A 25,921-nucleotide genomic window follows, 5' to 3' on the forward strand; every position below is an offset into this window, starting at 1 on the left:
GGGGAAAAGGCAGCCAACTAGCTTTCCCGTACGTTCGGCCGAATCATCGCGGCTACGTCCGAATGCGACCCATAACGACCCTTCTCCCATAGGGAGAGGGCGACTCGCGGCCCCGCCGCGAGCGGGGTGAGGGGACCGGGATTTCGTGGAGATGTCCAACCCCTCACCCGGTCAGCGCAAGCGCTGACTCGACCTCTCCCAATGGGAGAGGTGATTGGTCCGCGAACCACCCCAGCCTGACGATCGGACCCGGACGCTGAAGCGGTCTGCTTCTAGCCGGCAAAGGCGACGACGGGAGTGGACAGCGCCGCGCCTCCGGCCGGCGACCTTGTGCGGATATTAGAAAGCCACCTACAGTCGCGCAATGAGCCGCGTTCTGATCAGTTTTGAAAATGGCGTCCTGCGGAACGCCTTCGGCTGTCTGGGAGCAGCCATTTTCCTTCCGATTGCACTAATCGTGAAGCTCATTGTCAGTCCATTCGAAAAGCCAATCAGGCGGACACCCGACGAAGTCGCCGGGCATATTCGAGCAATGCTGGACCGCACGATCTGGGATGAAAACTCTGAATACGACTACGATGAGTTTTCATGCGTCCCGATCGCCGATGACCAATTGGAATCGATTGCCCGGCGCGCGTGCGAGGCTTTCGAATTGCCGTCCGGTCCCGACCGGGCGGCGCTAGAAAGCTTGTTGGCCGAAACTGAAATCTTGGCGAGGAGGCCAAACTAGGCGAACGCTAAAGTCCACTTCCCACCCAGTCTTACCGGCGCCGCTAGCGGGTCCGGAATGTCCGCTCATCCAGCCAAGCCGACGCCCGATTTAGCCACATCAGGCCGACCGGCGACGACCCATAGCGGCCCCTCTCCCATGGGGAGAGGGCGACTCGCGCTTCAGCGCGAGCTGGGTGAGGGGATCAGGACTTCGTGGAGAGGTCCAATCCCTCACCCGGTCAGCGCAAGCGCTGACTCGACCTCTCCCTAGGGGAGAGGTGATTGGTCCGCGAACCACCCTTAGCCGCCATTTGAGCGGTCGGCGCCTTAGCCGAACCGCCCCGTCACGTAATTGCGGGTGCGCGTCAGGCGAGGGGTCGAAAAGATCGATGCTGTCGGGGCGAACTCCAGCAATCGTCCCATGAACATGAAGCCGGTGTAATCGGCGATCCGCGCGGCCTGCTGGAGATTGTGGGTCACGATCACGATCGTGAAATCCTTCTTCAGCTGGAGCAGCGTTTCCTCCAGCTTGGCGGTCGAGACCGGGTCGAGGGCGGAGGCGGGTTCGTCGAGCAGGAGAATCTCGGGCTCGACGGCGATGCCGCGGGCGACGCACAGCCGCTGCTGCTGCCCGCCGGACAAGCCGAGGCCGGAGCTTCCCAGCTTGTGCTCCACTTCGTCCCAGAGCGCGGCACGGCGGAGCGAGCGCTCGACGATCGCGTCCAGCTCCGCCTTCGGCTTGCCGCCGTGCAGCCGCACCCCGAACGCGACATTGTCGTAGATCGACATCGGGAACGGCGTCGGCTTCTGGAACACCATGCCCACACGCGCGCGCAGGTCGGCGGCGTTGGTCTGGCGCGCCAGAATATCCTCCCCGTCCAGCAGGATTTCGCCCTCGGCGCGCTGGTTCGGATACAGCTCGTAAATGCGGTTCATCGCGCGCAGCAGCGTCGACTTGCCGCAGCCCGAGGGGCCGATCAGCGCGGTGATCCGGTTGCGCGCGATACCGAGATCGACGCCATGCAGCGCCTGCGTGTTGCCGTAATGGAAATCGAGCCCACGCGTCTCCAGCGCCAGCGCGTCGTGCGGCGGCGGCTCGAGGTGCGGCGCCTCGTCCAGCTCTGGGTCGGCCAGGCTCATTTATGCGAAACCTCCCGGGCGAGCAGCCGCCCGACAATGTTGATGATCAGCACCGCGCCCGCGATCAGCAGCGCGCCGGTCCAGGCCAGCTGCCGCCAGTCGTCAAACGCACTGAGTGCGAATTGGAAGATCGTCGTCGGCAGCGCCGCCATCGGCTGGGACGGATCCAGGTTCAGATACTGGTTGCCGAGCGAAGTGAAGAGCAAAGGCGCGGTCTCCCCGCTGATCCGCGCGAAGGCGAGCAGCCCGCCGGTGACCAGCCCCGCGCGCGCGCCGCGCCAGATGATCGTGCGGATCACCTTGGCCCGGCCGGCGCCGAGGGCCATACCGGCCTCGCGCAGCGCGCCCGGCTGCAGCGCCAATATGTCCTCGGTCGTCCGCACCACCACCGGCGTTGCCAGGAACGCCAGCGCGACCGCGCCGGCATAGGCCGAGAAGCCCTGGAAGGGAGCAACCATCAGCTCATAGACGAACAGGCCAACCAGGATGGACGGCGCCGACAGCAGCACGTCGTTCAGGAACCGGATAATGTGCGCATAGCGGCTCTGCCCGCCATATTCGCTGAGCCAGGTGCCGGCGAGAATCCCGACCACCAGCGCTATGCCCATGCCCATCGCGCACATCATCAGCGAGCCGACAATCGCATTGCGAAGGCCGCCGGGCGACCCGGGCGCCGGCTGGTCCTGGGTGAAGATCGCGCCCGAAAGGCCGCCCAGGCCCTGGCTGACCAGCGACCAAAGGATCAGGAACAGCGCGGCGAGCGCGACCAGCGTCGCGAGCGCGGTCGCGGCGACGAACGCGGCGTTGGCGGCACGGCGGCGGACGGAGCGCGTGCCCATCTCAGTGACGCTCGCTCGCCAGCAGCGCCCGGGCGATCGCCAGCACCGCGAAGGTGATGACGAACAGCACCAGCCCCAGCGCGATCAGCGAGGCGGTATGCAGCTCGCCGGTCGCCTCGGTGAACTCGTTGGCGATCGTGGAGGCGATCGTCGACCCCGCGCCGAACAGAGAGCTGGGCAGGCCGTGCGCGTTGCCGATGATGAAGGTGACCGCCATCGTCTCGCCGAGCGCCCGGCCGAGCCCGAGCATCACCACGCCGACCACGCCGCGCCGGACATAAGGGATGATGACTTTCGTGACCGCCTCGAACGCGGTGCTGCCGAGCCCGTAGGCGGCTTCGCGCACCTGGGCGGGCACGGACAGGAACAGCTCCCGGAACACGGCGGCCATGTAGGGCAGGATCATCACCGCCAGAATCACCGATGCCGTGAAGATGTTGGCGCCGTTCGGCACGCCGGCGAACAGGCGCGCCGCCAGCGAGCCTTCGTTCAGCTGCGCGACCAGCGGCGCCTGCACGTGCGCGGCGAACCAGGGCGCGAACACGAACAGCCCCCACATGCCGTAAACGATTGACGGAATGCCGGCGAGCAGCTCGACCGCGACCGCGATCGGCTGGGCCAGGCGTCTGGGGCAGAACTCGGTCAGGAACACCGCCACGCCGATCGCCAAAGGCAGCGCCATCGCGAGCGCGAGGAAGCCCGTCGCGAGCGTCCCGACCACTGGCCCGGCGGCGCCGTAGAGATCGGTCACCGGATTCCATTCGGCGGTGACGAGGAAACGCCAGCCGAACGCCTTCAGCGCCGGCCAGCCGCCGACCGCCAATGAAATCACCAGCCCGGCCAGCGCCGCGAGCAGCAGCGTCGCGGCACTGAAACAGGCGGCGCGGAACAGATACTCGCCCCAGCGCGACGCGCTCCGCACGCCGCCCAGGCTCAGCCCGCTCGCGCTTCCGGCACGTGTGGCCACTCAAATCCCCATTATTGCAGGCGCTCGCACGAGAGAACCACACATGATCCGGCAGCTAGGCCCGGATTGTGACAGTCCGGTGACTCCGGCATCATCGTCGTCCCGGGCTCGAGCCGGGAGCCACCTTCTTCCAGGCCGGGCTGAGGACTGAGCTACTTCACCCCCCATACCGGCTTGCCGGCGGCGGTGATCTCGGTTGCCCATTGCTTGCGCACCAGCTCCTTCACCGAAGTCGGGAGCGGTACATAGTCGAGCTGGCCCGCGGCCGCGTCGCCGTTGGCATAGGCCCAGTCGAAGAATTTCAGCACGGCCTCTGCGGTTCGCGAGTCCTTGTGATCCCGCGGCAGCAGGATGAAGGTCGCGCCGGTGATCGGCCACGCGTTCGCGCCCGGCTGGTCGAGGAGCAGCAGGTAATTGCCCGGCGCGCCGGCCCAGTCGGCGCCTTCCGCCGCTGCGCCGAAGCTCTTCGCGTCGGGGGCGACGAAGCTGCCGGCCTTGTTCTGCATCAGCGCGTAGCTGGCGCCGTTCTGCTTGGCATAGGCATATTCGACATAGCCGATCGAGCCGGCGGTCTGCTTCACGAAGGCGGCGACGCCGTCATTGCCCTTGCCGGCAAGGCCGGTGGGCCATGAGATCGCATCGCTGGCGCCGACCTTCTGCGCCCATTCCGGATTCTGACCGGCCAGGTAAGTCGTGAACATGAAGGTCGTGCCCGACCCGTCCGAGCGATGGACGACCGTGATCGGCCTGGCCGGAAGCGGCACGCCGGGGTTGATCGCGGCGATCGCCGGATCGTTCCAGCTCTTCACCTTGCCGAGATAGATGTCGCCCAGCACCGCACCGGTCAGCTTCAGCTGGCCGGGCTTCAACCCCTCGACGTTCAGGATCGGGACGACGCCGCCGATGACGGTCGGGAACTGGTACAGCCCCGCCTTTTGCAGCTCGTCGGGCTTCAGCGGCTTGTCGCTGGCGCCGAAATCGACGGTGCCGGCCTTGATCTGCTTGATGCCGCCGCCCGAGCCGATCGCCTGGTAATTGAGGCCGATCTTCGTTTGCTGGCGATAGCCTTCCGACCATTTCTGGTAGATCGGCGCCGGGAAGGTCGCGCCCGCGCCGGAAATGGCGCGCGTCTCGCCGTCCGAGCCCGATCCGCCGCAGCCGGCCAACAGCGTCATCGCCGCGGCGACACCCAAAATCCTGATCATCGTAACGTCCCTGCTAAATGAGCTGGGGCGCCCGTATGACGGTCATGTGACTCTGGTGTGACAGTGGCGGATCAGGCGTCCAGCACCGCGCGCAGCTTGCGGGCGAGCTGCTCGATCGTGAACGGCTTCGGGATGAAGAACACGTCGCTGTCGACGACGCCGTTATGGACCACCGCGTTGCGCGTATAGCCGGTCGTGTAGAGCACCGGCAGGTCCGGGCGCAGCGCGCGCGCCTTGTCGGCAAGCTGGCGCCCGTTGATGTCGGGCATCACCACGTCGGTGAACAGCAGCCGAATGTCGTCGCGCTCGCGGACATGGGCCAGCGCATCCGCGCCGCCCGACGCCTCGATCACCGCATAGCCAAGCTCCTGCAACGCATCGACGGACATGCGGCGGACCTGGTCCTCGTCCTCGACAACGAGGATCAGCTCGCCCGGACGTCCGCGCGGCAGATCGGCGACCTCCGGCGTGACCGCCACTTCGGCCGGGCCGAAATAGCGCGGCAGATAGATTTTTACGGCTGTGCCCTCGCCCACTTCCGAATAGATTTTTACATGGCCGCCGGACTGGCGGACGAAGCCATAGACCTGGGCAAGGCCAAGGCCGGTACCCTTGCCGACCGACTTGGTCGTGAAGAACGGCTCGAACGCGCGCTCGATCACGTCCTGCGGCATGCCGGGGCCGTTGTCGCTGATCACGATCGTCGAATACTGGCCGGCGGCGACGCCGGCGTGGCGCTCGGCATAATCGTCGTCGAGATGGCAATTGAGCGTCTCGATCGTCAGCCGGCCCTTGCCGTCCATCGCATCGCGCGCGTTGACGCAGAGGTTCAGGATCGCATTCTCGAGCTGGCCGGGATCGGCATGCGTGCGCCAGAGTCCGCCGGCGAGCACGGTTTCGATCACCACGCCCTCGCCCAGCGTCCGCCGCAGCAGCTCGGACATGTTGGCGACCATCTGGTTCGGGTCGATCGGCTGCGGCTGGAGCGGCGAGCGCCGGGCAAAGGCGAGCAGCCGCTTGGTGAGCGCCGCGGCGCGGTTCGCGCCCTCCAGCGCATGGGCGATGGCGGTGCGCGCGCGATCGGGGCTGGTCGAGAAGCGGCGCTCGGCGATGTCGAGGCTGCCGATCACGATCGCCAGCATGTTGTTGAAATCATGCGCGATGCCGCCGGTGAGCTGGCCGATCGATTCCATCTTCTGGACCTGGCGCAGCTCGTTCTCGGCCTTCTCGCGCTGCGCCATCTGCTGGACGAGCTCGTCATTGGTGTGCTGCAGCTCGCGATTGGCGCGGCGCAGCGCCGCTTGCGACAGGCCGAGAATCAGGACGATCAGCGCCGCCATCACGGCAAGAGTCGCGATCAGCGCGTAGCGGGTCAGCCGGCGCGACAGCGGCTCCATCTGGGCGACCAGATAGGCAGCCCCGATCGTGCGGCCGCCGCTGACGATATCGGCCGCCGCCGCCGAGTAATTGCCCTTGGGCGGGACCTTCGGCAGCAGCCTCGGCAACGCGAACCCGTCCAGCGCATAGCCGCTCATCAGCCTGCCGTCGGCCGTGTAGACCGCGACCGCGCGCGTGGCCGGGTCGACACGGAAGGGCTCGAGCGCCTCGCGCACGGCTTGCGTATCGCCGAAATCGACCGCAGCGGTGATGCTGGCAGCCAGGATGCCGGCGCGGACCTGTACCCGCTGCTGCTGCTGATACCGGTAATCGCGATCGGCCTGGGTGACCACGAGCAGCCCGAACAGCAGCAGCACGCCGGCGAAGATCGCGCCCGCGGTCTGCGGCAGCCGCTGCCAGCGGTCCTTCACCGGCCCCGCGCCCGGACGCCTAAAGCCAGCGCCAGCAGCTTGGACGAAATGCCGAGACCGCTCTCCGCCGCGACGCGGTCGTCGATGTAGAAGCGCACGCGGCTCTGCGCGATCCGGAAATGGATCATGCCGCGCGCATTGCTCTCCCGGCTGTCGGTGACAGTCAAGACGGGAGCGGAGCGGAGCGCCGTGAGCGCCGCCGGCACCGTCTGGCGGGCGGACCCGGCGAGATAGGCGATCGAGCAGCCGGAGCCGCGGTCCACGCTGTCGAGCCTGCGCACGACGAGCGCGCGGCCGTCGATCTGCTGGCCGGCGACGGCCCGGTCGAGCGCGTTGCCGAACACGTCGCTGCCGACGGCGCAGATCACGATCGGGCCACTCGCGTCCGGCCAAGTCACATAGGCGCCGAATTTCGCCAGGAACGCGGCCTTGACCGCGACTTCGCTCGCACTCTGGGCAGGCGCGACCGCCGGCGCCAGCAGCGCGATCGGCAGCAGCCAGGAGGCGAGCCGCAGTCTCAAAAGCCGAACCGCGCGCCCAGATAGACAATCCGGTGGACGAGCTGGCCGCGACTGACGTCCTCGCTTTCGGGCCGCTCGTCGTGGAGCAGATTGCTGCCGGCGAGGTATAGCTCCACCGCCGGCGAGACGCGCCAGCCGAGCCGGGCATCGGCGTCGGTATAGGCGGGCACGTGCGGATTGGGACGGCTGCCGTAGCGCCGCACCTGCACGTCGAGACCCAGCGATGGCGTAAAGTCGAACCGCGACCCGAGCTGCAGGTTGTAATCCGGGTCGTTGCCCAGCGAGATGAAGTTCTGGATGTCGGTCGCGCCCGGCTTCAGGTGAAAGTTTTTGTCCAGCGTCGCGATGCCTGCGCTCAGACGCCACCAGTCGGTCAGCTGCGCATTGGCCCAGGCCTCGATCCCCCAGCTATGGCCCTTGATCCCGTTCGCCAGCCGCACCGGAAAGGTCGTCACCGGCGTGATCTCGGTCGAGCGCAGATCGTCATAGAGATTGTAGAATGCGGCGACCGAGAAGGAGACGCTGCGCACCGGCTGGCCGCGATAGCCGATTTCCAGCGCCGTCAGCTTTTCGGCCTGGAACATGCCGCCTTCCAGAAACTTAAGGCCGGTGCGCGGGTCGATCGCGGTCAGGTCGCGATCGATCCGCGACGGTTCGCGCAAGGCACGGGCCGCCGAGGCGTAGAGCAGATGGCCGGGAGTCGGCTGCCAGGCGAGGCGGACGCTGGGCAGCACCTCGACGCCGGTGAAGGTCGTCTTCTCGAGCTTCAGCCCCGCGGTGACGGCGACGCCGCCGCCCAGATCAACACGGTCTTGCGCGAAGGCGTTGTAGATCCACAGCGTCTTCGACTGCGGCACCAGCTGAAACTGGTTCAGGTCGTTGACGAATTTGTCGGCGATCATGCGCGCGCCTGCGCCGACCACGATCGCGTGGCGGCCTTCGGTGCGGTTGTGCTGGACCGACAGGTCGGTCGTCGCGAGCCGATCGAAGACGAGGAAGAAGCGGCGCGCGAAGCGGCTGTAATAGCCTTGGACCTCGGTCTGCGCGCCATCGTCATGGGCGTGGGTCCAGCGGGCGAGAATGTTCTGGCCGTCGTCGCCATCTTCGGCGCCGCTGTCGTAATAGTGTTGGAAGACGTCGCCCTGGAGGGTGAATTGGTCGGAACCGCTGCCGAAATCGGAGCGGAGGCCGGCCTGCCAGCCTTCGCCGCCGTCGCGCAGGTCGCGCCCGCCCGATGCCGGGAAGCCCTGGCGGTTCCAGCCCTCGGCATAGACGCGGATCGCCCCGTTCGCCCCGACCGGCGCGCCGTAGCGGATCAGCCCGGTCTGCTCGAGATTCCCCGCCGTTCCGCGCGCCAGCACGCCGATCGTGTCGCGCGCATCCTTGGTGGTGATGTTGATGACGCCGTTGACCGCATTGGCGCCATAGAGCGTGCCGCCGGGCCCGCTGATCACCTCGATCCGGTCGATGTCTTCCAGCGGCGTGTCGAAAAGGTCCCAGAACACGCTGTCCGAAAGCGTCGAATAGATGCTGCGCCCGTCGATCTGGACCAGCAGCTTGTTCGCCGTCTCATAGCCCTGGAAGCCGCGCGCGGTGATCGCATATTGCCGTGCATCGACGCGCTGCACGTCGAGGTTCGGCGCGAGCCGCAGCACCTCCGGCAGCGAGGTCGCGCCCTGCCGCAGGATGTCCTGATTGGTGATGACGTACAGGGCCGCCGGCGCCTGGCTCAGCGGCTCCTCACGCTTGCCGGCCGACGTGACCGTCAGGTGCGTCAGGTCCTCGATCGAGTAATTCTGCAGGTCGGACTGATCGGGCGCCGCCGCGGCAGCCGTCAGCGCGAATCCGGCCAAAATGGGCCAAGCCAATGGTATTGCTCCCCTTTCGGCGTCCGCCATTGAAGCAGCAGCGGCGCCCGTCAAGCGCTAACTCACCGGAATGAAAGCTGAACGAAGCCCCACCCCCGACCGTAACGCGGCGGGAACGAACCCGTTCCTGTCCTCAGGCGACCAGCGACACCAGACCGTAGGCCGCGGCCGCGATCAGGCCGGCGCAGGGCAAGGTGACGAACCAGGCGATGACGATGTTGCCGGCCACGTTCCAGCGCACTGCGGACAACCGGCGCGAGGCGCCGACGCCGACGATCGCGCCGGTGATGGTGTGGGTGGTGGACACGGGAATGCCGCCCATCGTCGCCATGAACAGAGTGATCGCGCCGCCGGTTTCCGCACAAAAGCCCTGCGGCGGGGTCAGCCGCGTGATCTTGGAGCCCATCGTGTGGACGATCCGCCAGCCGCCGAACAGCGTGCCGAGCGCCATTGCCGCCTGGCAGGACAGCACGACCCACAGGGGCACGCTGAACTCGCCGCCCAGCAGGCCCTGCGAATAGAGCAGCACCGCGATGATCCCCATCGTCTTCTGCGCGTCGTTGCCGCCATGGCCGAGCGAATAGAGCGCGGCGGAGACGAGCTGCAGCCGGCGGTAGCGGCGGTCGACCCCGATCGGCGTCAGCCCGACGCTGGTCCACGCGACGACCAGCACCAGCACCAGCGCCAGGATCAGCCCGACCGCGGGCGAGACGAAGATCGCCCCGACCGTCTTGATCACGCCAGACCAGACGATCGCGCTGACGCCCGTCTTGGCGAGGCCGGCGCCGATCAGCCCGCCGATCAGCGCGTGACTGCTGCTCGACGGGATGCCGAGCGCCCAGGTGATCAGGTTCCACGAAATCGCGCCGGCCAGCGCCGCGAAGATGACGCTCGCATCGACGACATCGGCGTCGATGATCCCCTTCCCGACCGTGTTGGCCACGTGCAGGCCGAAGAAGAGGAAGGCAATGAAGTTGAAGAAGGCGGCCCAGGCGACGGCGTAGTGCGGCTTCAGCACGCGCGTCGAGACGACGGTCGCGATCGAGTTGGCGGCATCATGCAGGCCGTTCAGGAAGTCGAACGCCAGCGCGATCCCGATCAGCGCGACCAGCAGCGGAAAGGACAGGGTCATGCAGCCTCAGGCGTGATCGATGACGAGACCCTGGATCTCGTTCGCGACGTCCTCGAATTTGTCGACGATCCGTTCCAGATGGGAATAGATTTCCTTGCAGACGATGAATGCCATCGGGTCTTCGCGGCAGGCCTTGAACAGCGCCTTCAGCCCCTGGTCGTGAATGTGATCGGCATGGCCCTCGATCTGGATCAGGCGGCCGGTCAGCTCGTGCAGCCTGCCGGCATTCTTGCCGAGCGAGCGCAGCAGCGGCACCGCCTCCGCGACGATCCGCGCCGCCTCGACGATGATCCCGGCCATGTCGCGCATCTGCGGCTCGAAGGTGGTGACGCCATACAGGCTGATCACGTTTGCCGTCTGGTTCATCTGGTCGATCGCGTCGTCCATCACGCCGATCAGGTCGGTGATGGCGCTGCGATCGAACGGCGTCACGAACACCCGGCGCACATCCTGCAGCACGTCGCGGGTGATATCGTCCGCCTCATGCTCGCGCCGGACGATTTCCTCGATCAGCTCCGGAATCGCGCCTTCGCCGTGCAGCAGCCGCGCCAGCGCGTCGGCGCCGCCGACCAGAGTCTGCGCGTGCGCCTCGAACAGTTCGAAGAACCGTCCCTGCGCCGGCATCAATTTGTGAAACCATCCCAGCACCGGAAGGCGCCTCCTTGCGCGTGTTTGCAGTGCCGGAAGCACCCGGCTCGCGAGGCCCAATGGCGCAGGAGGCGCCCGGAATCCAGAGATGAGTCGCTTCAGCTCCGCTTCGTCCACGGCGGCGGCCGCCTCGGCCAGGCCGAACCAGCGCCGCGTCCGCTGCGAGCGCTCCGGCCAGTCGTCGAGCAGGTGGACGACCGCCAGCGGGTAGAGCGTCGCCCTCACCTGTTTCGACAGCCGCGCTCGCCGGGTTTTCCAGTACATGAAGACGCCGAGCGCGGTCGGGCACGGAATTCCGCGCACGCCCGCTTCCTCGAACGCCTCGACAGCGGCGGCCTCGTGCCCGGAAAGGCCGCGCATCGGATTGCCCTTGGGCACGACCCAGCGGCCGGTATCGCGCGAGGTGATCAGCAGCACCTCGGCCGAGCCGTCGTCGGTCATGCGATATGGGAGGGCTGCAATCTGTTGGATGAGGCGGCTCCGCGCGTGAGGAGCCGTCAATAGGACTCTTTTGTGACAGCGTTCAACAGCGGGCCGTGATCAGGCCTCCGGCGCCTCCGAAAGGATCATCGCCCCGAATCGCCAGCCCAGCACCCAGCGCACTTCCGCGCGCACGCGACCGCGCTCCGGGATCCGCACCTCGACGATCGAGCCGAGCCGCACCTTTTCCTCGCACTCGGCCATGAAGCCGCCTTCGGACATGTTCGCGATCCGGCCCATCAGCTCGCGGCCGCAATCGTCCTCGACCACGACCTCGACATCGCATTCCCAGCGGGGCGCCCGGCGGACATATTGAGCAGCATTGGCGGCCGACATCGCGATAGCTCCTGGCTCAGAAGTGGAAGGACACGCCGCCGGAAAACGCCCAGGGATCGAGCTTGGTCTTCCCTTCGACCGCCAGGCCCTGGAAGGTCCCGAATGCCTTGGGACGGAGAAACGCCTTCTTCGCGTCGGCGAAGATGCCCCAGCGATCGTTGACCATGATGTCCGCGCCGGCTTCGAAGGCGGGGCCCAGATCGTTGTCGACCCGCAGCTTCTGGAACGCGCCGTCCTTGGTGTCGAACACGATCATGTAGCTGACGCCGGCGCCGATATAGGGGCGGATACGCCCGCTGCGCGTCGGGTGATATTGCAGCGTCAGCATGGTCGGGCCGTAGGTCACTTCGCCCAGCTTCGGCAGCGCGCCGATCGAGCCGGCGCCGAACACGTCGATCGAGGGCGGCAGGCCCAGCGTCGCGTTGATCGCGATGTTCGGCGTCAGGAAGCGCCCGATCTGGACCGAGACGGTATGATGCTCGAACGTCGACAGGCCGGCGCCCGGATAGGGCGCGCCGCCGACCGACAGCTTCACCTTGTCCGCCAGGCTGAGATTGGTCAGTCCCGCCTTCAGCACCCATTTCGCGTCGTCGGTCGCGATCGGCTGGCTCGATCCGGCATCGGCGCCATGGCCGAAGCGCGCAGTCAGGCCGACCTGGATCGTCAGCGGATCGAGCTCCGCTTTCGCCTCGACCGCCGCGAAGTTGGTGAAGGTGGCATCAAGCGGCAACCGGCCGGTGGCGTTGGTGTGGTAGAAACCCTTGCGCACCTCCGCGAACACGCCCCAGCGGTCCGAGACCGCCACGTCGACGCCGGCCTGGACATAAGGTCCGCCCGCGTTCGGGATGTCGAGGCCGACCGCCAGCGCGTCGCGCTCCTGCGTCGTGAACTGCCGCATATAGCCGCCGCCGATATAGGGCGAAACGCGTCCCTTGAACGGATGCAGGCTGGCGCCGACCGTCAGCATCGCGAACTCATCGTCGCCCAGATTGGGGGTGCCGGCAAGCGAGCCGGCCGGCATGTTGTTGGTCGTCGCGGGCGTCGAGATCGACGCCTCCAGCGCGACTCGGTCGAACACGAAATAGCCGCCGGTCAGCACGCCATGAAAGGTATCGCGGGTCTTGTAGTCGGCATTGGGGTCCACCGCGCCGTTGATGCTGATCGTCCCCTTGTCGACCAGCTTGGTGCGCGCCGCCCCGACGCGTACAAAGGCATCACCCTGGTCCTGCGCCATCGCGGGCGCCGATACGATCAGACCAGCCAGACAGACGCCCGCCAGCGTCGTGACGCGATACTTCATGTCTCGAAATCCTTTCGCCAGCGGAATTAGCTGGACGAGGTAAAAATGCTGTAAAGCCTAAGCGGCGAGCGGACCGCGCCGGCGTTCCGGGGAAGGCTCGGCCGGCGCCGCTTCCGGCCGGGCGGCGGGCACCGGCAGCGGCCGATCCCGGTCCAGCGTTGCCAGCGACGTGGTGCCCTCCTCAAGCGCGCGCAGGTCCTCGGCCGCGTCGGCCGCGGCAGTTGCCAGCCGGTGCACCGCGTCCACGATATCGTGCTGGCTGTGCCGCGCCATCACCTGCAGCCGGAACCGCGCCTGCCCCTTCGGCACGGCCGGGAACTCGACCAGGTTCGCGAGCATGCCCAGCGACGGCAGCCGCCGGCTGGTGAGGCGGGCGAGCGCCTCGCTGCCCATCTTCACGCAGACGATCGCCGACGGGTCGCCATAGGTCTCCAGCCCGCAGCCGTTGAGCAGGCTCCGGAGCATCAGGATGTTGTCCATCAGCTTGCGGCGCAGCGTCGCGCCTTCGTCCGAGGCGACGATGTCGAAGGCCTTGCCGACGATCGCCGCATTAGCCGGCGACATCGCGTTCGAGAAGGTGTTCGGCGAGCTGTAGTAGCGCAGATATTCCTTCACGCTCCGCCCCCGCGAGGCGGCGAAGCCGCCGTTCGAGGCGAAGGTCTTGGAGAAGCTGCCCATCACGACGTCGACCTTGCCGAGCATGTCCTGCATCTCGATGAAGCCGCGGCCGGTGGGGCCGAGATTGCCGAGATCATGGGCCACGTCGACGACCAGGGTCGCGCCGAACTCGTAGGCCAGCTGCTGCAGCTCGGCGATGTCCGGCGTGTCGGAATCCATCGAGAACAGGCTCTCGGTGACGAGCAGGATCCCGTTTTCGGTGTCCGAGGCGCGAATCTTCGCGAGCTTCTGGCGCGCGCCCTCGACCTGGTTGTGCCGGAACAGATGGATGTTGCGGGTCGCCGCCTGCGCCCCTTCCTGAAGGCAGGCATGGCTGAGCGCGTCCATCACGATATGGTCGTTCGGGCGCACCAGGCCCTTGATGACGCCGAAGCCCGCCGCCCAGCCGGTCGGGAACAGCGCGACATGGTCATAGCCCAGGAACGCGCCGATCTTCTGCTCCAGCGCGATCGACAGCGACGTGTTGCCGACCAGCGCCGGCGACCCGGCGCTGTGGACCCCGAATTCGCGCATCGTCTCGATCGCGACCTCGAGGATCGCAGGATGCGAGGAGAGGCTCAGATAGTCCTGGCTCGCGAAGTTGACGCCGTCGAACAGCGCCCCTTCGTCGGTGCGGGCAGTGCAGCGGCTGTGGGCGCCCAGCTCGGTCGAGCGGCCGAGCGGCCACACGCCCACGGCCCGCCGCGCCTGCTGCCAGTCGTAGAACGCATCGACGCGCGCCAGCAGGTCGGCACCCGGCAGGTAGCGGAAGTCGCGCATGCTGCCATCAAGCGCCCCGAAAGCAGGCGCGCCGCCGTCACCGTTCATGTTCTTGCCTCGTATTATATCAAGCGGAATCAGGCTTAACGGCCGATTCGTAATGATCGCCGACCAGGAATGGTTAGCGGGCGTGTAACTCTATCTTGCGGATCAGGTCCGGCAGCGAGACCGGCTTGGTCTCGAAATCCGCGCAGCCGACCTCGACGCTCTTCAGCCGGTCGCTTTCCAGCGCATGCGCGGTCAGCGCGATCACCGGGATCGTCGCGGTGCGGTCGTCGCCGCGCAGCGCCAGCGTCGCTTCCCAGCCGTCCATGTCTCCCAGCGCCACATCCATCAGGACGATGTCGGGCTGGCCGGCGATCGCCATCGCGATGCCCTGCGGCCCGTCGACCGCGCACTCGACCTCATATCCGTTCCGCTCCAGGCGGCGGCGCAGCATGTCGCGGTTCATTTCATTGTCTTCGACGATCAGGATCTTGGTCATGTCGGTGCTCTTTGCAGCAGTCATGCGGCCAGCGGCTGCGGATTGGCTGAGCTATGTTCGGGAAGGGTGAGGACGGTCGCGGGCCGGCCATCGCCGAGCGTCGTCGACACGATCGTCCCGCCCAGCAGCTCGGCGAATTTGAAGGCCAGCGCGATCTCGATCCCGGTGCCGCCATATTTGGTGGGGGACGCGTCATCGCCATGCTCGAACATCTCGCGGATGATCACCACGGGCCGCGCGGCGCCCTCCTCCGTCAGGTCGACGAAGGTGAAGGCGATCGAACCATCCGCCGCCGAGTCGCAGCTGAGCATCAGCCTGCCCTTGCCGTGCTGGCTGGCGATCCCGCTGACCAGATGGCGCACGGCCGAGCCGGCGGCCGTCCAGTCGAGCAGCATCGACCGGCTGGTCGCGTCGCCGACGGCGACCTCGATCCGGTAGTCGCCGATCGATCCGGCGAGGTCGTCGAGCCAGGTGCCGAGATGGTCGGCGCAGCGCGACAGCGTCGCGTGGACCGGCATCTTGCCGGCTTCGATCCGCGAATAGGACAGGATGTCGTCGATCAGCCGCAGCAGGTCCGAGCCCGCCTTGTGGACGTGGCTCAGGTCCTTGACCGTCGCCTCGTCATTCTCGTCGCCGGCTTCCTCGAGCAGCAGCTGGCTGTAGCCGATGATCGCGTTCAGCGGCGTCCGCAGCTCATGGCTCATGCCGGCGACGAAATCGGCCTTCGCGGTGCTGGCCTGATTGGCGGCGGCGGTCAGGTTGCGCAGGTTGTCCGAAGTCGAGACCAGCGAGTTCAGCTCGCGCGTGAACTCCCTCTGCTCATGGAACATCTTCGCGAAATAGAGCGACATCATCGCGAAATAGATCGCCACGCTGGCCATCGAGATCATGCCGATCACCTGGAAATCCTTCAGGTCGACCGAGGGCATCGGCTCGCCGCCGAACGCGCGCAGCAGGAACAGCCCCGCGCTGCCGAAAATCTGGACCAGCAGGAGGTTCCGCACCCAGCCCTGGGGCGGCAGGTAGAGAAAGGCGAGCAGCGGGAAGATGAGCAGCCATGGCAGGAAGGGCGAGCTGACTCCGCCATAGCTGTAGCAGGCCCACAGCACGCAGAAGATCAGGTTCTGCACCGACAGGAAGGCCAGCAGCTGGTAGCGGCCGGTCGCCCTCAGCGCGAACGGATAGGCCCAGAACGCCAGGATCGAGAGGAAGAAGACGACGACCCGGTAATCCCGCGAGATGCCGGTGATCGCCAGATAGAGCGGAATCGAATTGCCGAGGATCGGGCCGAACACATGACTCAGCATGAACATCCGCGCGCGGCGGTGCGCCTCTGTGTTCACCCGCATTTCGGGCGGGATGAAATAGTCGAGCAAGCCGCTGAGGCTGAAGGCCGGGAGCCTTGATATCGCCAATTGCATTGCCTTGCCCCTGTCCCGAACGAGCCGGCGGCAACCGGGAAACAAGGTCAACCGCCCATTCGGCATCCGATTAGGCCGAACCCCTTAAATGCGCGTTAAGCGCGTCATTCGCGGTTTCTTAAGCATCGCGCTCTATCGCTGGCCCGATCCTCAGGGGCCCCAGATGCACAAGCCGATCTACCGCATCATTGACTGGTTCATCCCGGCGGCGATGCTGGAAAGCGATTCCGATCGCCTGATGGCGCGCACCTTCGTGATGCTGCACCTGGCGGGCCCGCTGATGGGCCACAGCGTGACTTTCTTCCTGGCCCGCACCGCGGCCGGCGCGACCTGGCAGTTCTGGGTCACCGAAGGCATGGTCGCCGGCTTTTTCGGCATTCCCTTCCTGCTGCGCGCGTGCGGGAGCATGCGGCTGCCGGCAATGACCAGCGTGCAGATGCTGGTCGGATTGAGCCTGTTCGGCTCCTTTTCGTTCGGCGGGATCAGCTCGCCGCTCCTGCCCTGGTTCCTGATCGCGATGGTGCTGGGCTTCTTCTACCTGTCGGAATCGATCAAGCTGGTGCTGACCGGCATCGCCCTGCAGCTCGGCATCTTCATCGCGACGCGCATCTTCTACGGCCAATTCCCGACGCTGCTCTCGGCGTCCGACCTGCAGATGGCGAACACCTTCTCGATCCTCGCCGCGCTCACCTACATGACAATCCTCGCGCTGTTCTACGAAACGGTGATGCGGATCAGCCTCAGCCTCGAGCAGGAGACGATCGACCAGCGCGGCAAGCTCGAACTGGTGCGCGAGGCGATGGAAGCGGCCGAGCTCGCCTCCAAGCGCAAGTCGATCTTCCTGGCCAAGATGAGCCACGAGCTGCGCACGCCGCTGAACGCGGTGATCGGCTATGCCGAGATGCTGCGCGAGACGTTCCAGGACCAGGCCGACGCCAGCCGCAAGATGCAGGATCTTGACCGCATCCACGCCGCCGGGCGGCATCTGCTGGCGCTCGTCAACAACGTGCTCGACCTGTCGTCGATCGAGGCGAACCGGCTCGAGCTGTCGACGGAGCCGGTCAACGTCACGTCGCTGGTCAACGAAGTGATCGCGACCGCCTCGCCGCTCGTGACCAAGCGCGACAATCGCATGATCGTCAACATGCCCGAGGAGCTCGGCACCATCGAGCTCGACGCGTTGAAGGTCCGCCAGTCGCTGCTTAACCTGCTCAGCAACGCCGCCAAGTTCACGACCAAGGGCACGATCATGCTGACCGTGCTGCGCCGCACCAGCGGCGGGCGGGACTGGCTGATGCTCGAAGTTACCGACAACGGCATCGGCATGAGCGAGGAAGGGCTGCGCCGGATTTTCCAGGATTTCAGCCAGGCCGAGAACGACACCGTCAGCAAGTTCGGCGGCACCGGCCTCGGCCTCGCGCTGACCAAACGCTTCTGCCAGATGATGGCCGGGACCATCGACGTGCGGTCGGAGCGCGGCGTCGGCACCAGCTTCACCATCCAGATTCCGATCGTCGCGGCCCGGTCCGCCGACACGGACATCACGCCGCCAGCCGAGCCCGGCATGGCGGGAAAAGCGGCCTGATGCCGCAGAACATAATGGGCAGCCCGTCATGAACCTTGAGAGAATCGACGATCCGAACGCGCGGCCGCGGCTGCTGAGCGCCGCGCGGCGCTCGATCGCCGGGCCGATGCTCGCCGCGACGCTGGGCGCGGTGGGGGTGACGATCGCCGCGGGCGCACTCGCCTCGGCCCATCCGTGGGCGGATTTGCTGCCGGCGCTGGCGGCAGGCGGGCTGGCCGCCGCCTTCGCCACCTGGCTCGTCTCCGGCGCGATCGCGCGACTCGCGGTCGGCCCGGTCGAACTGCTGCTCGACCAGCTCGACGACAGCGACCTCCAGAACTTCCGCTGGCAGCGCGGCCAGGCGATGACCGGGCCGCAGATCGAAGCGGACGTGAAGCTGCTGCGGCGCCGGATTCGCGAGATCATGCGGCGGTCGCGAACGCTGATCGACGAACTTGAGCGCGCGCGCGAACAGGCCAGCCAGCAGAATGTCGCGAAGTCGCAGTTTCTCGCCAAGATGAGCCACGAGCTGCGCACGCCGCTGAACGCGATCCTGGGCTATGCCATGCTGCTGCACGAGGATGCGAGCGAGGCGGGCCAGGCTTCGGCGATGGCCGACCTCGATCGCATCCAGCAGGCCGGCCGCACGCTGCTGGCGCTGATCAACGACATTCTCGACCTGTCCAGGATCGATACGGGCCGCGTGACGGTCGACCGCGCCGCGATCGACGTGCACGCGCTCGCCGCCACGGTCGCCGCCGCCTGCGGCGCGGCCGACCCGCCCAACGGCAACCGCTTCGAGCTGCATGTCGACGCCGCGATCGGCATCATGATCGGCGACGCGGCCAAGGTTCGCCGCTGCCTGATCAACCTGCTCGGCAATGCCTTCAAATTCACTCATGACGGGCTGGTCAGGCTCGCGGTCTCACAGGCCGAGCGCGGCGAGTCGGCCTGGATCGAGTTCGCAGTGTCGGACAATGGCATCGGCATCGCGCCCGAGAACATCGCCGGCCTGTTCGACGAGTTCCGGCAGCTCGATAGCGGGGTCACTCGGCAGTTCAGCGGCGCCGGGCTTGGCCTCGCGATCGCCAAACGCCTCGCCGGCCTGATGGGCGGCGACTGCACGGTCGAAAGCATGCCGGGCGAGGGGTCGACCTTCCGCCTCATCCTGCCGCTGGGCGATCCCGCGCCGCGCGGCGCGGTCTCCAGCGCCCCGGCCGTGAACAATACCGCCGGCACGCTGGTGAGGACGCCCAGCGCCGAGCACACCGCGCTGGTGGTCGACGATGACGAGGCGACCATCGAGCTGATGCAGCGCTGGCTGGTGCGCATGGGCTATAATGTGGTCTCCACCGCCGGCGCCGAAGGCGTGCTTGAGCTTGCCCGCACCCACCGGCCGGATTTCATCCTCCTCGACGTCCTGCTGCCCGGGCGGTCCGGGTACGACGTGCTCGAAGAGCTGCGCGCCGATCCGCAGGTCGGCCATATCCCCACCATCCTGATCACGGTCGAGGACGATCGGGCGCGCGGCCTCAGGTCGGGCGCGACCGACTATCTGCGCAAGCCGATCACGGCGCACCAGCTGCGCAGCGTGCTCGACGTCTATCGGCTGCGCGCGACCGGTGAGGTCCTGGTCATCGATGACGATGACGATTCGGCCGAGCTGCTGGCGCGCAGCGTCGCCCAAGTGGGCTTCTCGGCGCGTCGCGCAGCCGACGGCGCCCAGGGCCTGGCGATGGCGGCCGAGCTCCGGCCCGATGCGATCGTGCTGGATCTGGCGATGCCGGTCATGAACGGCTTCGAAGTGCTCGACCGGCTGGCCGCCGTCGAGGAGCTGCGCGACGTGCCGCTGATCGTCGTCTCCGGCTGCGACATCACCATCGAGGAGCACCGGCGGCTCGCCGCGGCCGGGCACCGCTTCTTCCCGAAAGCGGCATCCACGCCGCGCGAAATTGCCCAATCGCTGAAGGAGTTGGTGCTATGAACGCCCCCACTTCATCCGCGGCACCTCCCAAGACGGTCCTTATCGTCGACGATGTCGAGGATAACCGCGTCCTGCTGGACCGCGCGCTTAAGTCGAGCGGCTATGTGACGATACATGCGGCGAGCGGCCGCGAGGCGCTGTCGATGATCTCGCGCCACATGCCGGATATCGTGCTGCTCGACTGGATGATGCCCGGTTTTTCCGGGCTCGATACGCTGCGCGCGATCCGCGAAACGCATCCCAAGACCCGCCTTCCCGTCATCATGTGCACCGCAATGGGCGAGGAAATGTCGGTCGTGACCGCGATCAACGAAGGCGCCAACGACTACATGCTGAAGCCGATCAGCCTGGCGATCCTGCGTGCCCGCATGGCCGCGCATCTGGACCAGCGCGACGCAATCGATTCGCTGGCTTCGGAGAAGCTGCACGCCGAGCGCAAGCTGGGTGAGCGGACACGCGAGATGCTGACGGCGATGTCGCGCGATCGCGACACCCCTCCCCCTGCGGCGAATGGAGCGAGCCGCTGAGCATGACCGGGCCTTTTCCGCATTTCAGGAACAATCGCGTGACCGACCTGCGGACCATCTGGTCACTATCGGCGGTGCTGCTGTCGGTCGCCGCGCTTATCCTGGACCGCACCCAGATTCTGGGCGTGTCCGCCCTTGCCGTCGCCGCCGCGCTGGGGACAGGCGCCGGGCTGGCCGGGCTGGCGGCCGCCGGTGCGCGCAGCCGCCGGCACGCGCAAGTGCTTTACGAGACGAACCGCCAGCTTCGCGACCTGCTGCACGTCGATCAATTGACCGGCCTGATGAACCGATCGGCCTTCGACGCGGCGCTCGACGACCCGCGGCTTGCCGAGCACGAAATGCTGATCGTGCTGTTCTTCGACCTCGACCGGTTCAAGGACGTCAACGATACGCTCGGGCACAAGGCCGGCGACGACCTGCTGCGGCAAGTGGCGCAGCGGGCTGCCGACGCGGTGGGCTCGACGATCGCGCTGGCGCGGCTGGGCGGCGACGAATTCGCGTCGGTGATCGCATGGAGCGCGGACAACCGTCCGGAGCGCTACGGCGCCGCGATCGTCGAGGCGGTCGGCGCGCCCTATCTGATCGACGGCCACCAGGTCGAGATCGCGGCGTCGGTGGGTCTCGCCCTCGGCGATCCGACCCGCTTCAACCCGCGCGAGCTGCTGCGCCGCGCCGACCTGGCGATGTACGCGGCCAAGGGCTCGCCCGGCGGTCGCTTCCGCGTGTTCGACGATGCGCTGGACCGGCACCAGACCCGCGAGAGCTCGGTCCGGATCGAGCTCGGCAAGGCCCTGATCGAGAACCAATTTTCGCTGCACTTCCAGCCGCTGATCGACGCGCGCACCGGCGCGTTCAGCAGCGCGGAGGCATTGCTGCGGTCGCAGTCGCCGGGCCTTCGCGAAGTGACGCCGGCGGCGCTGATCGCCACTGCCGAGACCAGCGGCCAGATCAATGCGCTGACCGAGTGGACGATCGAGACGGCGCTGACCGCGATCACGAAGCTCCAGACGTCGCCGATCGGCGTGAACATCTCGCCCGTTTATTTCCGCAAGCCCGAATTCGTATCGCGGCTGATGGACAAATTGCTGCTCGCTCGCGTGCGGCCGGAGCTGCTGACCGTCGAAATCACCGAGAGCGTGCTGATCGAGAATCTCGACGCCGCCCGCCAGTCGGTCGATCGCCTGCGCGAGATCGGCATGAAGGTGTTCCTCGACGATTTCGGCACCGGCTATTCGTCGCTGAGCTACCTGCAATATTTCGAGCTCGACGGGCTGAAGCTCGACAAATCGTTCCTGCGCACGGTCGGCGACCGCCGCAAGACCAACCAGATCATCCGGTCGATGATCGATTTCGGCCACAGCCTCGACATGCGCGTGGTCGTGGAAGGCGTGGAGAGCGACTGGCAGGTCCGCCTGCTGCAGCTGCTCGGCTGCGACCTGCTCCAGGGCTACGAGATCGGCATGCCGATGCCGCTCGACGAGCTGCTCGTCTATCGCGACCTCGCCAGCGGCCGGCAGGTCGTGGATGGCGCGGTGCCGCCCTCGGCGGTGGCAAAGATCAAGGTCCTCCCGATCCATTCGGCGTGACATCGGCGAAGCCGCTGGCGTCGGCGGCGAGCAGCAGCGGATCGAACACCAGCCCCGCAAGCGTTCCGATCTCCGCGATCGGCCGCTGGTAGCGGGCGAAGCGGCCCGGCGCGAACTCGATGCCGAAGCGATCGACCAGGTCCTTCTGGCTCATCACGAAGCCATAGGCGCGAAGCTGTGCCGTGCCCGCCGCATCGGCTTCGGCGACGGCCACCACTTTCCAGAACGTGACCGGATATTGCGTCTGGCGGCCGGCAAAGTCGGCGACCGGATCGTCCGCGGCCAGCACCGGGCCGGCGAGGATGCATGCCTTCGTGTCGCCCTTCTGCAGCTCCTTCTGCACATACACTTCGAACCCGCCCCACAGGCCTTCGGAGAGGTGATAGGTGGAAGGCGGCGTGGCGCGGTTGAACGCGGCGTGCTGCGGCGTGCAATTGGTCCAGTGGAAGGTGTCGGAGTTGGCGAACTCCACCGCTTCCGGCGTCGCGCCCCAAGCATTGTCCTGCCGCCTGACGATATGGCCGCGATCGACCTGTCCGGCGGGCCCGTAGATGTCGCGCTCGACAATCTGGATGTTCGCCGGGATGCGCGGGTCGACCACCCAGCGGTCGTCGCCGAACGAGGTGCGGCCGCCGGTTTTGCGCATCTCCGGCGAGTAATCGACATTGACCGCGGACCACATCTGCAACCGCCGCGCCTGGTTCATGGCGAGGCTGTAATGATGGTAGCGGAGCACCAGCGGGGCACCGTCCACCTTGTACATCTCCGCGTCGCGCCCGGGTGCGACGGCAGGCGGGGGCACCGTCAGCCCGTTGCCCAGGAACGCCGGATCATAGCCTTCGCGATTGGCATAGTCCGGATCGAAGCGCAGGCTCTTTTCCAGCGCGGCGCCGTCGGCCGGCGCGGGTGCGGCGCCGGTATAGACGTTGATCGTCACCGGCCCCGTGAACGTGAATGTCGCACCGCCCATATCCATCTCCAACGGCCCCGCCCCCCCGGAACGCCGGTCTTCGATCGCAGGCCTCGCGGCGCCGGCCGACTTGGCGAGGATGCGCCCGATCTCGTCCGCCGGGTCAGCGGTCGAGTCGAGGAGCGCCTTCAGCATCGCCGCCTGCGCCGGATCGTCGATGCGGGCGGCCGCGAGCGCGGCGACGATCGTGCTGATCCGCACGCCTTCGTTCGCGATCCATTTGACGCGGTCGTCGCCCATCTCCTCGGTCCAGGGCGTGCCGTCCACGGACATGGTCTGCCCGTCCCTGACTTCGGGGATGCCGGCATGGTGGAGCGCGACCAGCTCCCACGCTTCGCTGAAGGCAGGCGAGCCGGAGGACCCCTCCAGCGTGTCGGTCTCGTAGTGGAGGAAGCCTTCGTCCAGGATGTCGACCAGCTTGTTGTTGCGGGTCGCATATTCCTTCGGCCCGCCGTCCGGATACTGGATGATGTCGATCGGCTGGCCGACCAGGATCTTCGACGTACCCTGGGTCGGAACAATCACGCCCAGCGTGTCCAGCCCCTCGCCGCTGACCGCCTGCGGCGCGACCGCGACGAGCGCGAAATCTAGCTGCTCTTGGCTGAGGAAGAAGCGCTCGGGCTCGATCGCGAAGGTCAGCCCGGCTTCCAGCCCGCGCTCGCCCTGTTCGTAGAGGAAATTGGCGCCCGCCCCCGCCGCCGACGCCTTGTCGGGGAACACGTGCCAGTTGGTCAGCAACAGGCCTTCGTGGATCAGGAAGCCGGTGGCGAAACCGTCCGCGACCATGTGCGGATCGATCGAGTTCACGATCCGCGCCACCGGCCGCCCCGCCTTCCGCGCCGCCTCGCTCGGCGCCGCACTGAGGAAATCGAGCGTCGGCCCGATTTTGCGCTCGAGAAAGAGCGGCAGCCGCCCCGCCGCCCGCAGCTCCGCCGCCGCGGCGAACGCGTCCTGCCGGGCCTGGAAGCGGACCTGCCGCATCGGCGTCTCCGGCGCGCCAGCGCCGAACGCCCCGATCATCGCCGCGGCCGTCTCACGGCGCGCGCCGTTCGCCTGCCAGCGCGCCGCGGCGGCCAGCATCTCCGCGCGCCTGCGGGCGCCGATCGCGTCGGTGGCGGCCATCAGCCGGGCCGCGGCGCCAGCCGGCAGGCGGCAAGCCCGAACACGTCGGCGCCATAGGTCGCGGCGAACATGCGCTGGTCGGCAAGCCGCTGCCGGTTCTTGACGCTCTTGGTCACGACCAGTCGCACTTCGCCCTGGGGGCCGAGGATGATCGTCGCGCCGCCATAGAAATCGAAATCCGGATAGCCGTCGCCGCCTTTCACGGTGCGCTTCTGGCTGACCTCCGCGACCAGATCGAAGGCGAGCTGCCCGTCCGGCCCGACGCGGCGGACCGAGCGGACCGACTCGACCACCGGCAGGTCCAGCACGTCGCCATTCAGCTCCGGATCGGCGGGATCGGCGAGGCCGAAACTGTCGAGATTGCCGTCCGCGCAGACCAGCTCTCCGATCAGCCGCGCCTGGCGCTGCAGCTCGCCGGCGCCGGCGGGATGGCCGGGATCGCCCGAAAAGCGCAGCTTGCCGAAATCGAGCTGGCGCTGCTTCAGCGCCTTGGCCGGCGGTCGCCACAGCAAGGCGTCTTCGGTCAGCGCGGTCACGCCTTCCGGATAGATGCGCCGCCGCCGGAACGCGTCGATCAGCGCCTCGCGATAAGCGAAGACGTCGTCGGGGACGAGGTCCCGGTCCGCGGTGACGAGGGCGCGCAGATACTCGCCGAAGGTGACGTCGATCGGCGGGCAATAGTCGATCGCGCGGATGCACATCGACAGCATCTGGCTCGCCAGTGCCGAGGCGACGTGCGACAGCGCGTCGAGCAGATCCGGCGGAACCGCCTCGCCATCGTCCAGCGCCTTGCGCCCGCCGGTCGCCATCCGGATCAGCGGCGCGGACTTGCGCCGGTAGATGGTCAGGAACGCCTCGATGATCGCGGAGACGAGCACGGTGCCGAGCTGATGCTCGTCGAGCGCCGCATCGTATTTCTGCGCCGCGGCGAGGTCGATCTGGCGCAGCGACTGCTCCCCCTCGCCCCGCGCCAGCTCGAACACCAGATGCATCAGATCGTTGTCGCGGGACAGGTCGCCGGAGGTGCGGATGATGTTGCTGCGGACGACCTCCTGATAAGAAAAGCGCTGGAACAGCGCGACCAGGTCCGCAAACGCTTCGTGGAACGCGGGCACGTCCGGGTTGGTGGTCTTGTCGAAGCGCACCCGGAGGCCGTCGAGCAGCGCATGCGTCAGCTCGTGCGCGATCACGTCGTGCGACAGGCAGGCGAAGACCAGACCGTTCGGCGGCAGGTCCCCGGCATGGGCGGGATCGACGCGGTACCAGCCGAACTCCAGCGCATGCCGGCCGCGCACATATTGCGCGTTCGCCCCTTCCATCGCGTGCGGCACCAGCTTCAGCCGTGTCCCGTCGAACCCCCAGCTGAGCTCCCGGCCCAGCGCGGTGCGGAACACCGCATAGGTGCTCATCGCGACCGCATAAACCATCTGGTGGTGGAACACCGGATCGGTCGGCGCCGGATCATGGCCGTTGACGATCAGCAGCCGCGGCTCGTCGAGGTCGACATGCTGATAGGGGCCGAGCGGGCCGTCATGCGTCGCCACGACTTCGAAATGGGCGCCGGCCGGCCCCGGCTTCAGCGCTTCGTAGGGCACGTTGATCTGCGCCGTCTGCCCTTCCAGGCGGCGCGTGGACGGATCGATCGTGTAGATCTTGAGCGGCCGATAGACCGGATCGCAGATCGAGCGCTCATAGCGCGCGGCGGTTGCCGTCACCCGGTCGCCGATCCGGAATTCGATCGCCCGGGCGGCGCGTGGCGCGGCACGCGCCCGCTCGACCGCCGCCGGCTCGCCGCCGCGGCTCTGTGCGGTGGCCGCGGTCGCGCCGGGCGTGCTCGGCACGGCAGCCGGATGGCTGGCCTCGTCCACGCC

General features: G+C 67.3%; 21 protein-coding genes. 5 read left to right on the forward strand and 16 right to left on the reverse strand.

All coding sequences use genetic code 11. The features are described 5' to 3' along the window. Positions 1-364: 364 nt before the first annotated feature. Positions 365-730 carry a hypothetical protein gene (locus GON01_RS01930; protein WP_157025450.1) on the forward strand — a complete coding sequence of 122 codons (366 nt, stop codon included), beginning with the start codon at positions 365-367 and terminating at the stop codon, positions 728-730. 308 nt (positions 731-1,038) lie between these two features. Here the strand turns inward: GON01_RS01930 and pstB are convergent, their stop codons facing one another. The 14 genes from pstB to GON01_RS02000 all read right to left on the reverse strand — a co-directional run bounded on the left by pstB (position 1,039) and on the right by GON01_RS02000 (position 16,297). Continuing rightward, positions 1,039-1,851, reverse strand: coding sequence for a phosphate ABC transporter ATP-binding protein PstB (pstB, locus tag GON01_RS01935; protein WP_157025452.1), 813 nt, complete (start codon positions 1,849-1,851; stop codon positions 1,039-1,041). Beyond that, positions 1,848-2,690 (reverse strand): phosphate ABC transporter permease PstA, encoded by an 843-nt coding sequence (gene pstA, locus GON01_RS01940; protein WP_157025454.1) that lies wholly within the window; start codon positions 2,688-2,690, stop codon positions 1,848-1,850. The genes pstB and pstA overlap by 4 nt, the downstream gene beginning before the upstream one ends. Before the next feature lies 1 nt (position 2,691). Next, the gene (pstC, locus tag GON01_RS01945) at positions 2,692-3,657 is read right to left on the reverse strand and encodes a phosphate ABC transporter permease subunit PstC (protein WP_309503737.1); all 966 of its coding nucleotides are present in this window, start codon (positions 3,655-3,657) and stop codon (positions 2,692-2,694) included. A gap of 152 nt (positions 3,658-3,809) precedes the next feature. Then, entirely contained in the window at positions 3,810-4,862 is a 1,053-nt protein-coding gene (gene pstS, locus GON01_RS01950; protein WP_157025456.1) for a phosphate ABC transporter substrate-binding protein PstS, read from the reverse strand. A 71-nt stretch (positions 4,863-4,933) separates the two neighbouring features. Beyond that, the gene (locus tag GON01_RS01955) at positions 4,934-6,670 is read right to left on the reverse strand and encodes an ATP-binding protein (protein ID WP_309503739.1); all 1,737 of its coding nucleotides are present in this window, start codon (positions 6,668-6,670) and stop codon (positions 4,934-4,936) included. Continuing rightward, entirely contained in the window at positions 6,667-7,191 is a 525-nt protein-coding gene (locus GON01_RS01960) for a YfiR family protein (RefSeq protein WP_157025458.1), read from the reverse strand. Before GON01_RS01960 ends, GON01_RS01955 begins: the two co-directional genes overlap by 4 nt. Then, on the reverse strand, positions 7,188-9,059 hold the full coding sequence (locus GON01_RS01965) for a TonB-dependent receptor plug domain-containing protein (RefSeq protein ID WP_198159752.1): 1,872 nt from the start codon (positions 9,057-9,059) through the stop codon (positions 7,188-7,190). The genes GON01_RS01960 and GON01_RS01965 overlap by 4 nt, the downstream gene beginning before the upstream one ends. A 133-nt stretch (positions 9,060-9,192) precedes the next feature. Continuing rightward, positions 9,193-10,191 (reverse strand): inorganic phosphate transporter, encoded by a 999-nt coding sequence (locus tag GON01_RS01970; RefSeq protein WP_157025462.1) that lies wholly within the window; start codon positions 10,189-10,191, stop codon positions 9,193-9,195. A gap of 6 nt (positions 10,192-10,197) precedes the next feature. Then, positions 10,198-11,310, reverse strand: a complete 1,113-nt coding sequence (locus GON01_RS01975; RefSeq protein ID WP_181600198.1) for a DUF47 family protein — start codon at positions 11,308-11,310, stop codon at positions 10,198-10,200. A gap of 69 nt (positions 11,311-11,379) precedes the next feature. Then, positions 11,380-11,655 (reverse strand): PilZ domain-containing protein, encoded by a 276-nt coding sequence (locus tag GON01_RS01980; RefSeq protein ID WP_157025466.1) that lies wholly within the window; start codon positions 11,653-11,655, stop codon positions 11,380-11,382. Between the two features lie 16 nt (positions 11,656-11,671). Further along, positions 11,672-12,955: an OmpW/AlkL family protein gene (locus GON01_RS01985; protein WP_157025468.1), complete on the reverse strand. Its 1,284-nt coding sequence runs from the start codon at positions 12,953-12,955 to the stop codon at positions 11,672-11,674. 57 nt (positions 12,956-13,012) lie between these two features. Continuing rightward, entirely contained in the window at positions 13,013-14,440 is a 1,428-nt protein-coding gene (locus GON01_RS01990) for an aminotransferase class I/II-fold pyridoxal phosphate-dependent enzyme (RefSeq protein ID WP_198159753.1), read from the reverse strand. Between the two features lie 73 nt (positions 14,441-14,513). Continuing rightward, positions 14,514-14,876, reverse strand: coding sequence for a response regulator (locus tag GON01_RS01995; protein ID WP_157025472.1), 363 nt, complete (start codon positions 14,874-14,876; stop codon positions 14,514-14,516). Between the two features lie 20 nt (positions 14,877-14,896). Beyond that, positions 14,897-16,297: a sensor histidine kinase gene (locus GON01_RS02000; RefSeq protein WP_181600175.1), complete on the reverse strand. Its 1,401-nt coding sequence runs from the start codon at positions 16,295-16,297 to the stop codon at positions 14,897-14,899. 163 nt (positions 16,298-16,460) lie between these two features. Between GON01_RS02000 and GON01_RS02005 the strand changes: the two genes are divergently transcribed. The 4 genes from GON01_RS02005 to GON01_RS02020 are packed head-to-tail and all read left to right on the forward strand — an operon-like array spanning position 16,461 to position 21,958. After that, a complete protein-coding gene (locus GON01_RS02005; RefSeq protein WP_181600176.1) occupies positions 16,461-17,882 on the forward strand; it encodes a sensor histidine kinase in 1,422 nt (473 codons plus the stop codon). Between the two features lie 28 nt (positions 17,883-17,910). Beyond that, the gene (locus tag GON01_RS02010; protein WP_157025478.1) at positions 17,911-19,845 is read left to right on the forward strand and encodes a response regulator; all 1,935 of its coding nucleotides are present in this window, start codon (positions 17,911-17,913) and stop codon (positions 19,843-19,845) included. Continuing rightward, the gene (locus GON01_RS02015) at positions 19,842-20,372 is read left to right on the forward strand and encodes a response regulator transcription factor (protein ID WP_157025480.1); all 531 of its coding nucleotides are present in this window, start codon (positions 19,842-19,844) and stop codon (positions 20,370-20,372) included. Before GON01_RS02010 ends, GON01_RS02015 begins: the two co-directional genes overlap by 4 nt. Positions 20,373-20,374: 2 nt before the next feature. After that, positions 20,375-21,958 carry a putative bifunctional diguanylate cyclase/phosphodiesterase gene (locus tag GON01_RS02020; RefSeq protein ID WP_157025482.1) on the forward strand — a complete coding sequence of 528 codons (1,584 nt, stop codon included), beginning with the start codon at positions 20,375-20,377 and terminating at the stop codon, positions 21,956-21,958. Here the strand turns inward: GON01_RS02020 and GON01_RS02025 are convergent. Both GON01_RS02025 and GON01_RS02030 read right to left on the reverse strand, forming a co-directional pair. Next, the gene (locus GON01_RS02025; RefSeq protein WP_157025484.1) at positions 21,930-24,050 is read right to left on the reverse strand and encodes a DNA/RNA non-specific endonuclease; all 2,121 of its coding nucleotides are present in this window, start codon (positions 24,048-24,050) and stop codon (positions 21,930-21,932) included. The genes GON01_RS02020 and GON01_RS02025 overlap by 29 nt on opposite strands. After that, positions 24,050-25,918 (reverse strand): gluzincin family metallopeptidase, encoded by a 1,869-nt coding sequence (locus tag GON01_RS02030; RefSeq protein WP_157025486.1) that lies wholly within the window; start codon positions 25,916-25,918, stop codon positions 24,050-24,052. Before GON01_RS02030 ends, GON01_RS02025 begins: the two co-directional genes overlap by 1 nt. Positions 25,919-25,921 lie beyond the last annotated feature (3 nt).

It is taken from the genome of Sphingomonas horti (genome assembly GCF_009753715.1).
Classification (GTDB): Bacteria; Pseudomonadota; Alphaproteobacteria; order Sphingomonadales; family Sphingomonadaceae; genus Sphingomonas_B; species Sphingomonas_B horti.

What these genes read in the sequence shown, in the direction of transcription:
- GON01_RS01995 (WP_157025472.1), bottom strand. Translation starts at nt 14,876, where the DNA reads ATGACCAAGATCCTGATCGTCGAAGACAATGAAATGAACCGCGACATG.
- pstB (WP_157025452.1), bottom strand. Translation starts at nt 1,851, where the DNA reads ATGAGCCTGGCCGACCCAGAGCTGGACGAGGCGCCGCACCTCGAGCCG.
- pstA (WP_157025454.1), bottom strand. Translation starts at nt 2,690, where the DNA reads ATGGGCACGCGCTCCGTCCGCCGCCGTGCCGCCAACGCCGCGTTCGTC.
- GON01_RS02020 (WP_157025482.1), top strand. Translation starts at nt 20,375, where the DNA reads ATGACCGGGCCTTTTCCGCATTTCAGGAACAATCGCGTGACCGACCTG.
- GON01_RS01930 (WP_157025450.1), top strand. Translation starts at nt 365, where the DNA reads ATGAGCCGCGTTCTGATCAGTTTTGAAAATGGCGTCCTGCGGAACGCC.
- GON01_RS02015 (WP_157025480.1), top strand. Translation starts at nt 19,842, where the DNA reads ATGAACGCCCCCACTTCATCCGCGGCACCTCCCAAGACGGTCCTTATC.
- GON01_RS01970 (WP_157025462.1), bottom strand. Translation starts at nt 10,191, where the DNA reads ATGACCCTGTCCTTTCCGCTGCTGGTCGCGCTGATCGGGATCGCGCTG.
- GON01_RS01980 (WP_157025466.1), bottom strand. Translation starts at nt 11,655, where the DNA reads ATGTCGGCCGCCAATGCTGCTCAATATGTCCGCCGGGCGCCCCGCTGG.
- GON01_RS02005 (WP_181600176.1), top strand. Translation starts at nt 16,461, where the DNA reads ATGCACAAGCCGATCTACCGCATCATTGACTGGTTCATCCCGGCGGCG.
- GON01_RS01985 (WP_157025468.1), bottom strand. Translation starts at nt 12,955, where the DNA reads ATGAAGTATCGCGTCACGACGCTGGCGGGCGTCTGTCTGGCTGGTCTG.
- GON01_RS02025 (WP_157025484.1), bottom strand. Translation starts at nt 24,050, where the DNA reads ATGGCCGCCACCGACGCGATCGGCGCCCGCAGGCGCGCGGAGATGCTG.
- GON01_RS02010 (WP_157025478.1), top strand. Translation starts at nt 17,911, where the DNA reads ATGAACCTTGAGAGAATCGACGATCCGAACGCGCGGCCGCGGCTGCTG.
- GON01_RS02000 (WP_181600175.1), bottom strand. Translation starts at nt 16,297, where the DNA reads ATGCAATTGGCGATATCAAGGCTCCCGGCCTTCAGCCTCAGCGGCTTG.
- GON01_RS01990 (WP_198159753.1), bottom strand. Translation starts at nt 14,440, where the DNA reads ATGAACGGTGACGGCGGCGCGCCTGCTTTCGGGGCGCTTGATGGCAGC.
- pstS (WP_157025456.1), bottom strand. Translation starts at nt 4,862, where the DNA reads ATGATCAGGATTTTGGGTGTCGCCGCGGCGATGACGCTGTTGGCCGGC.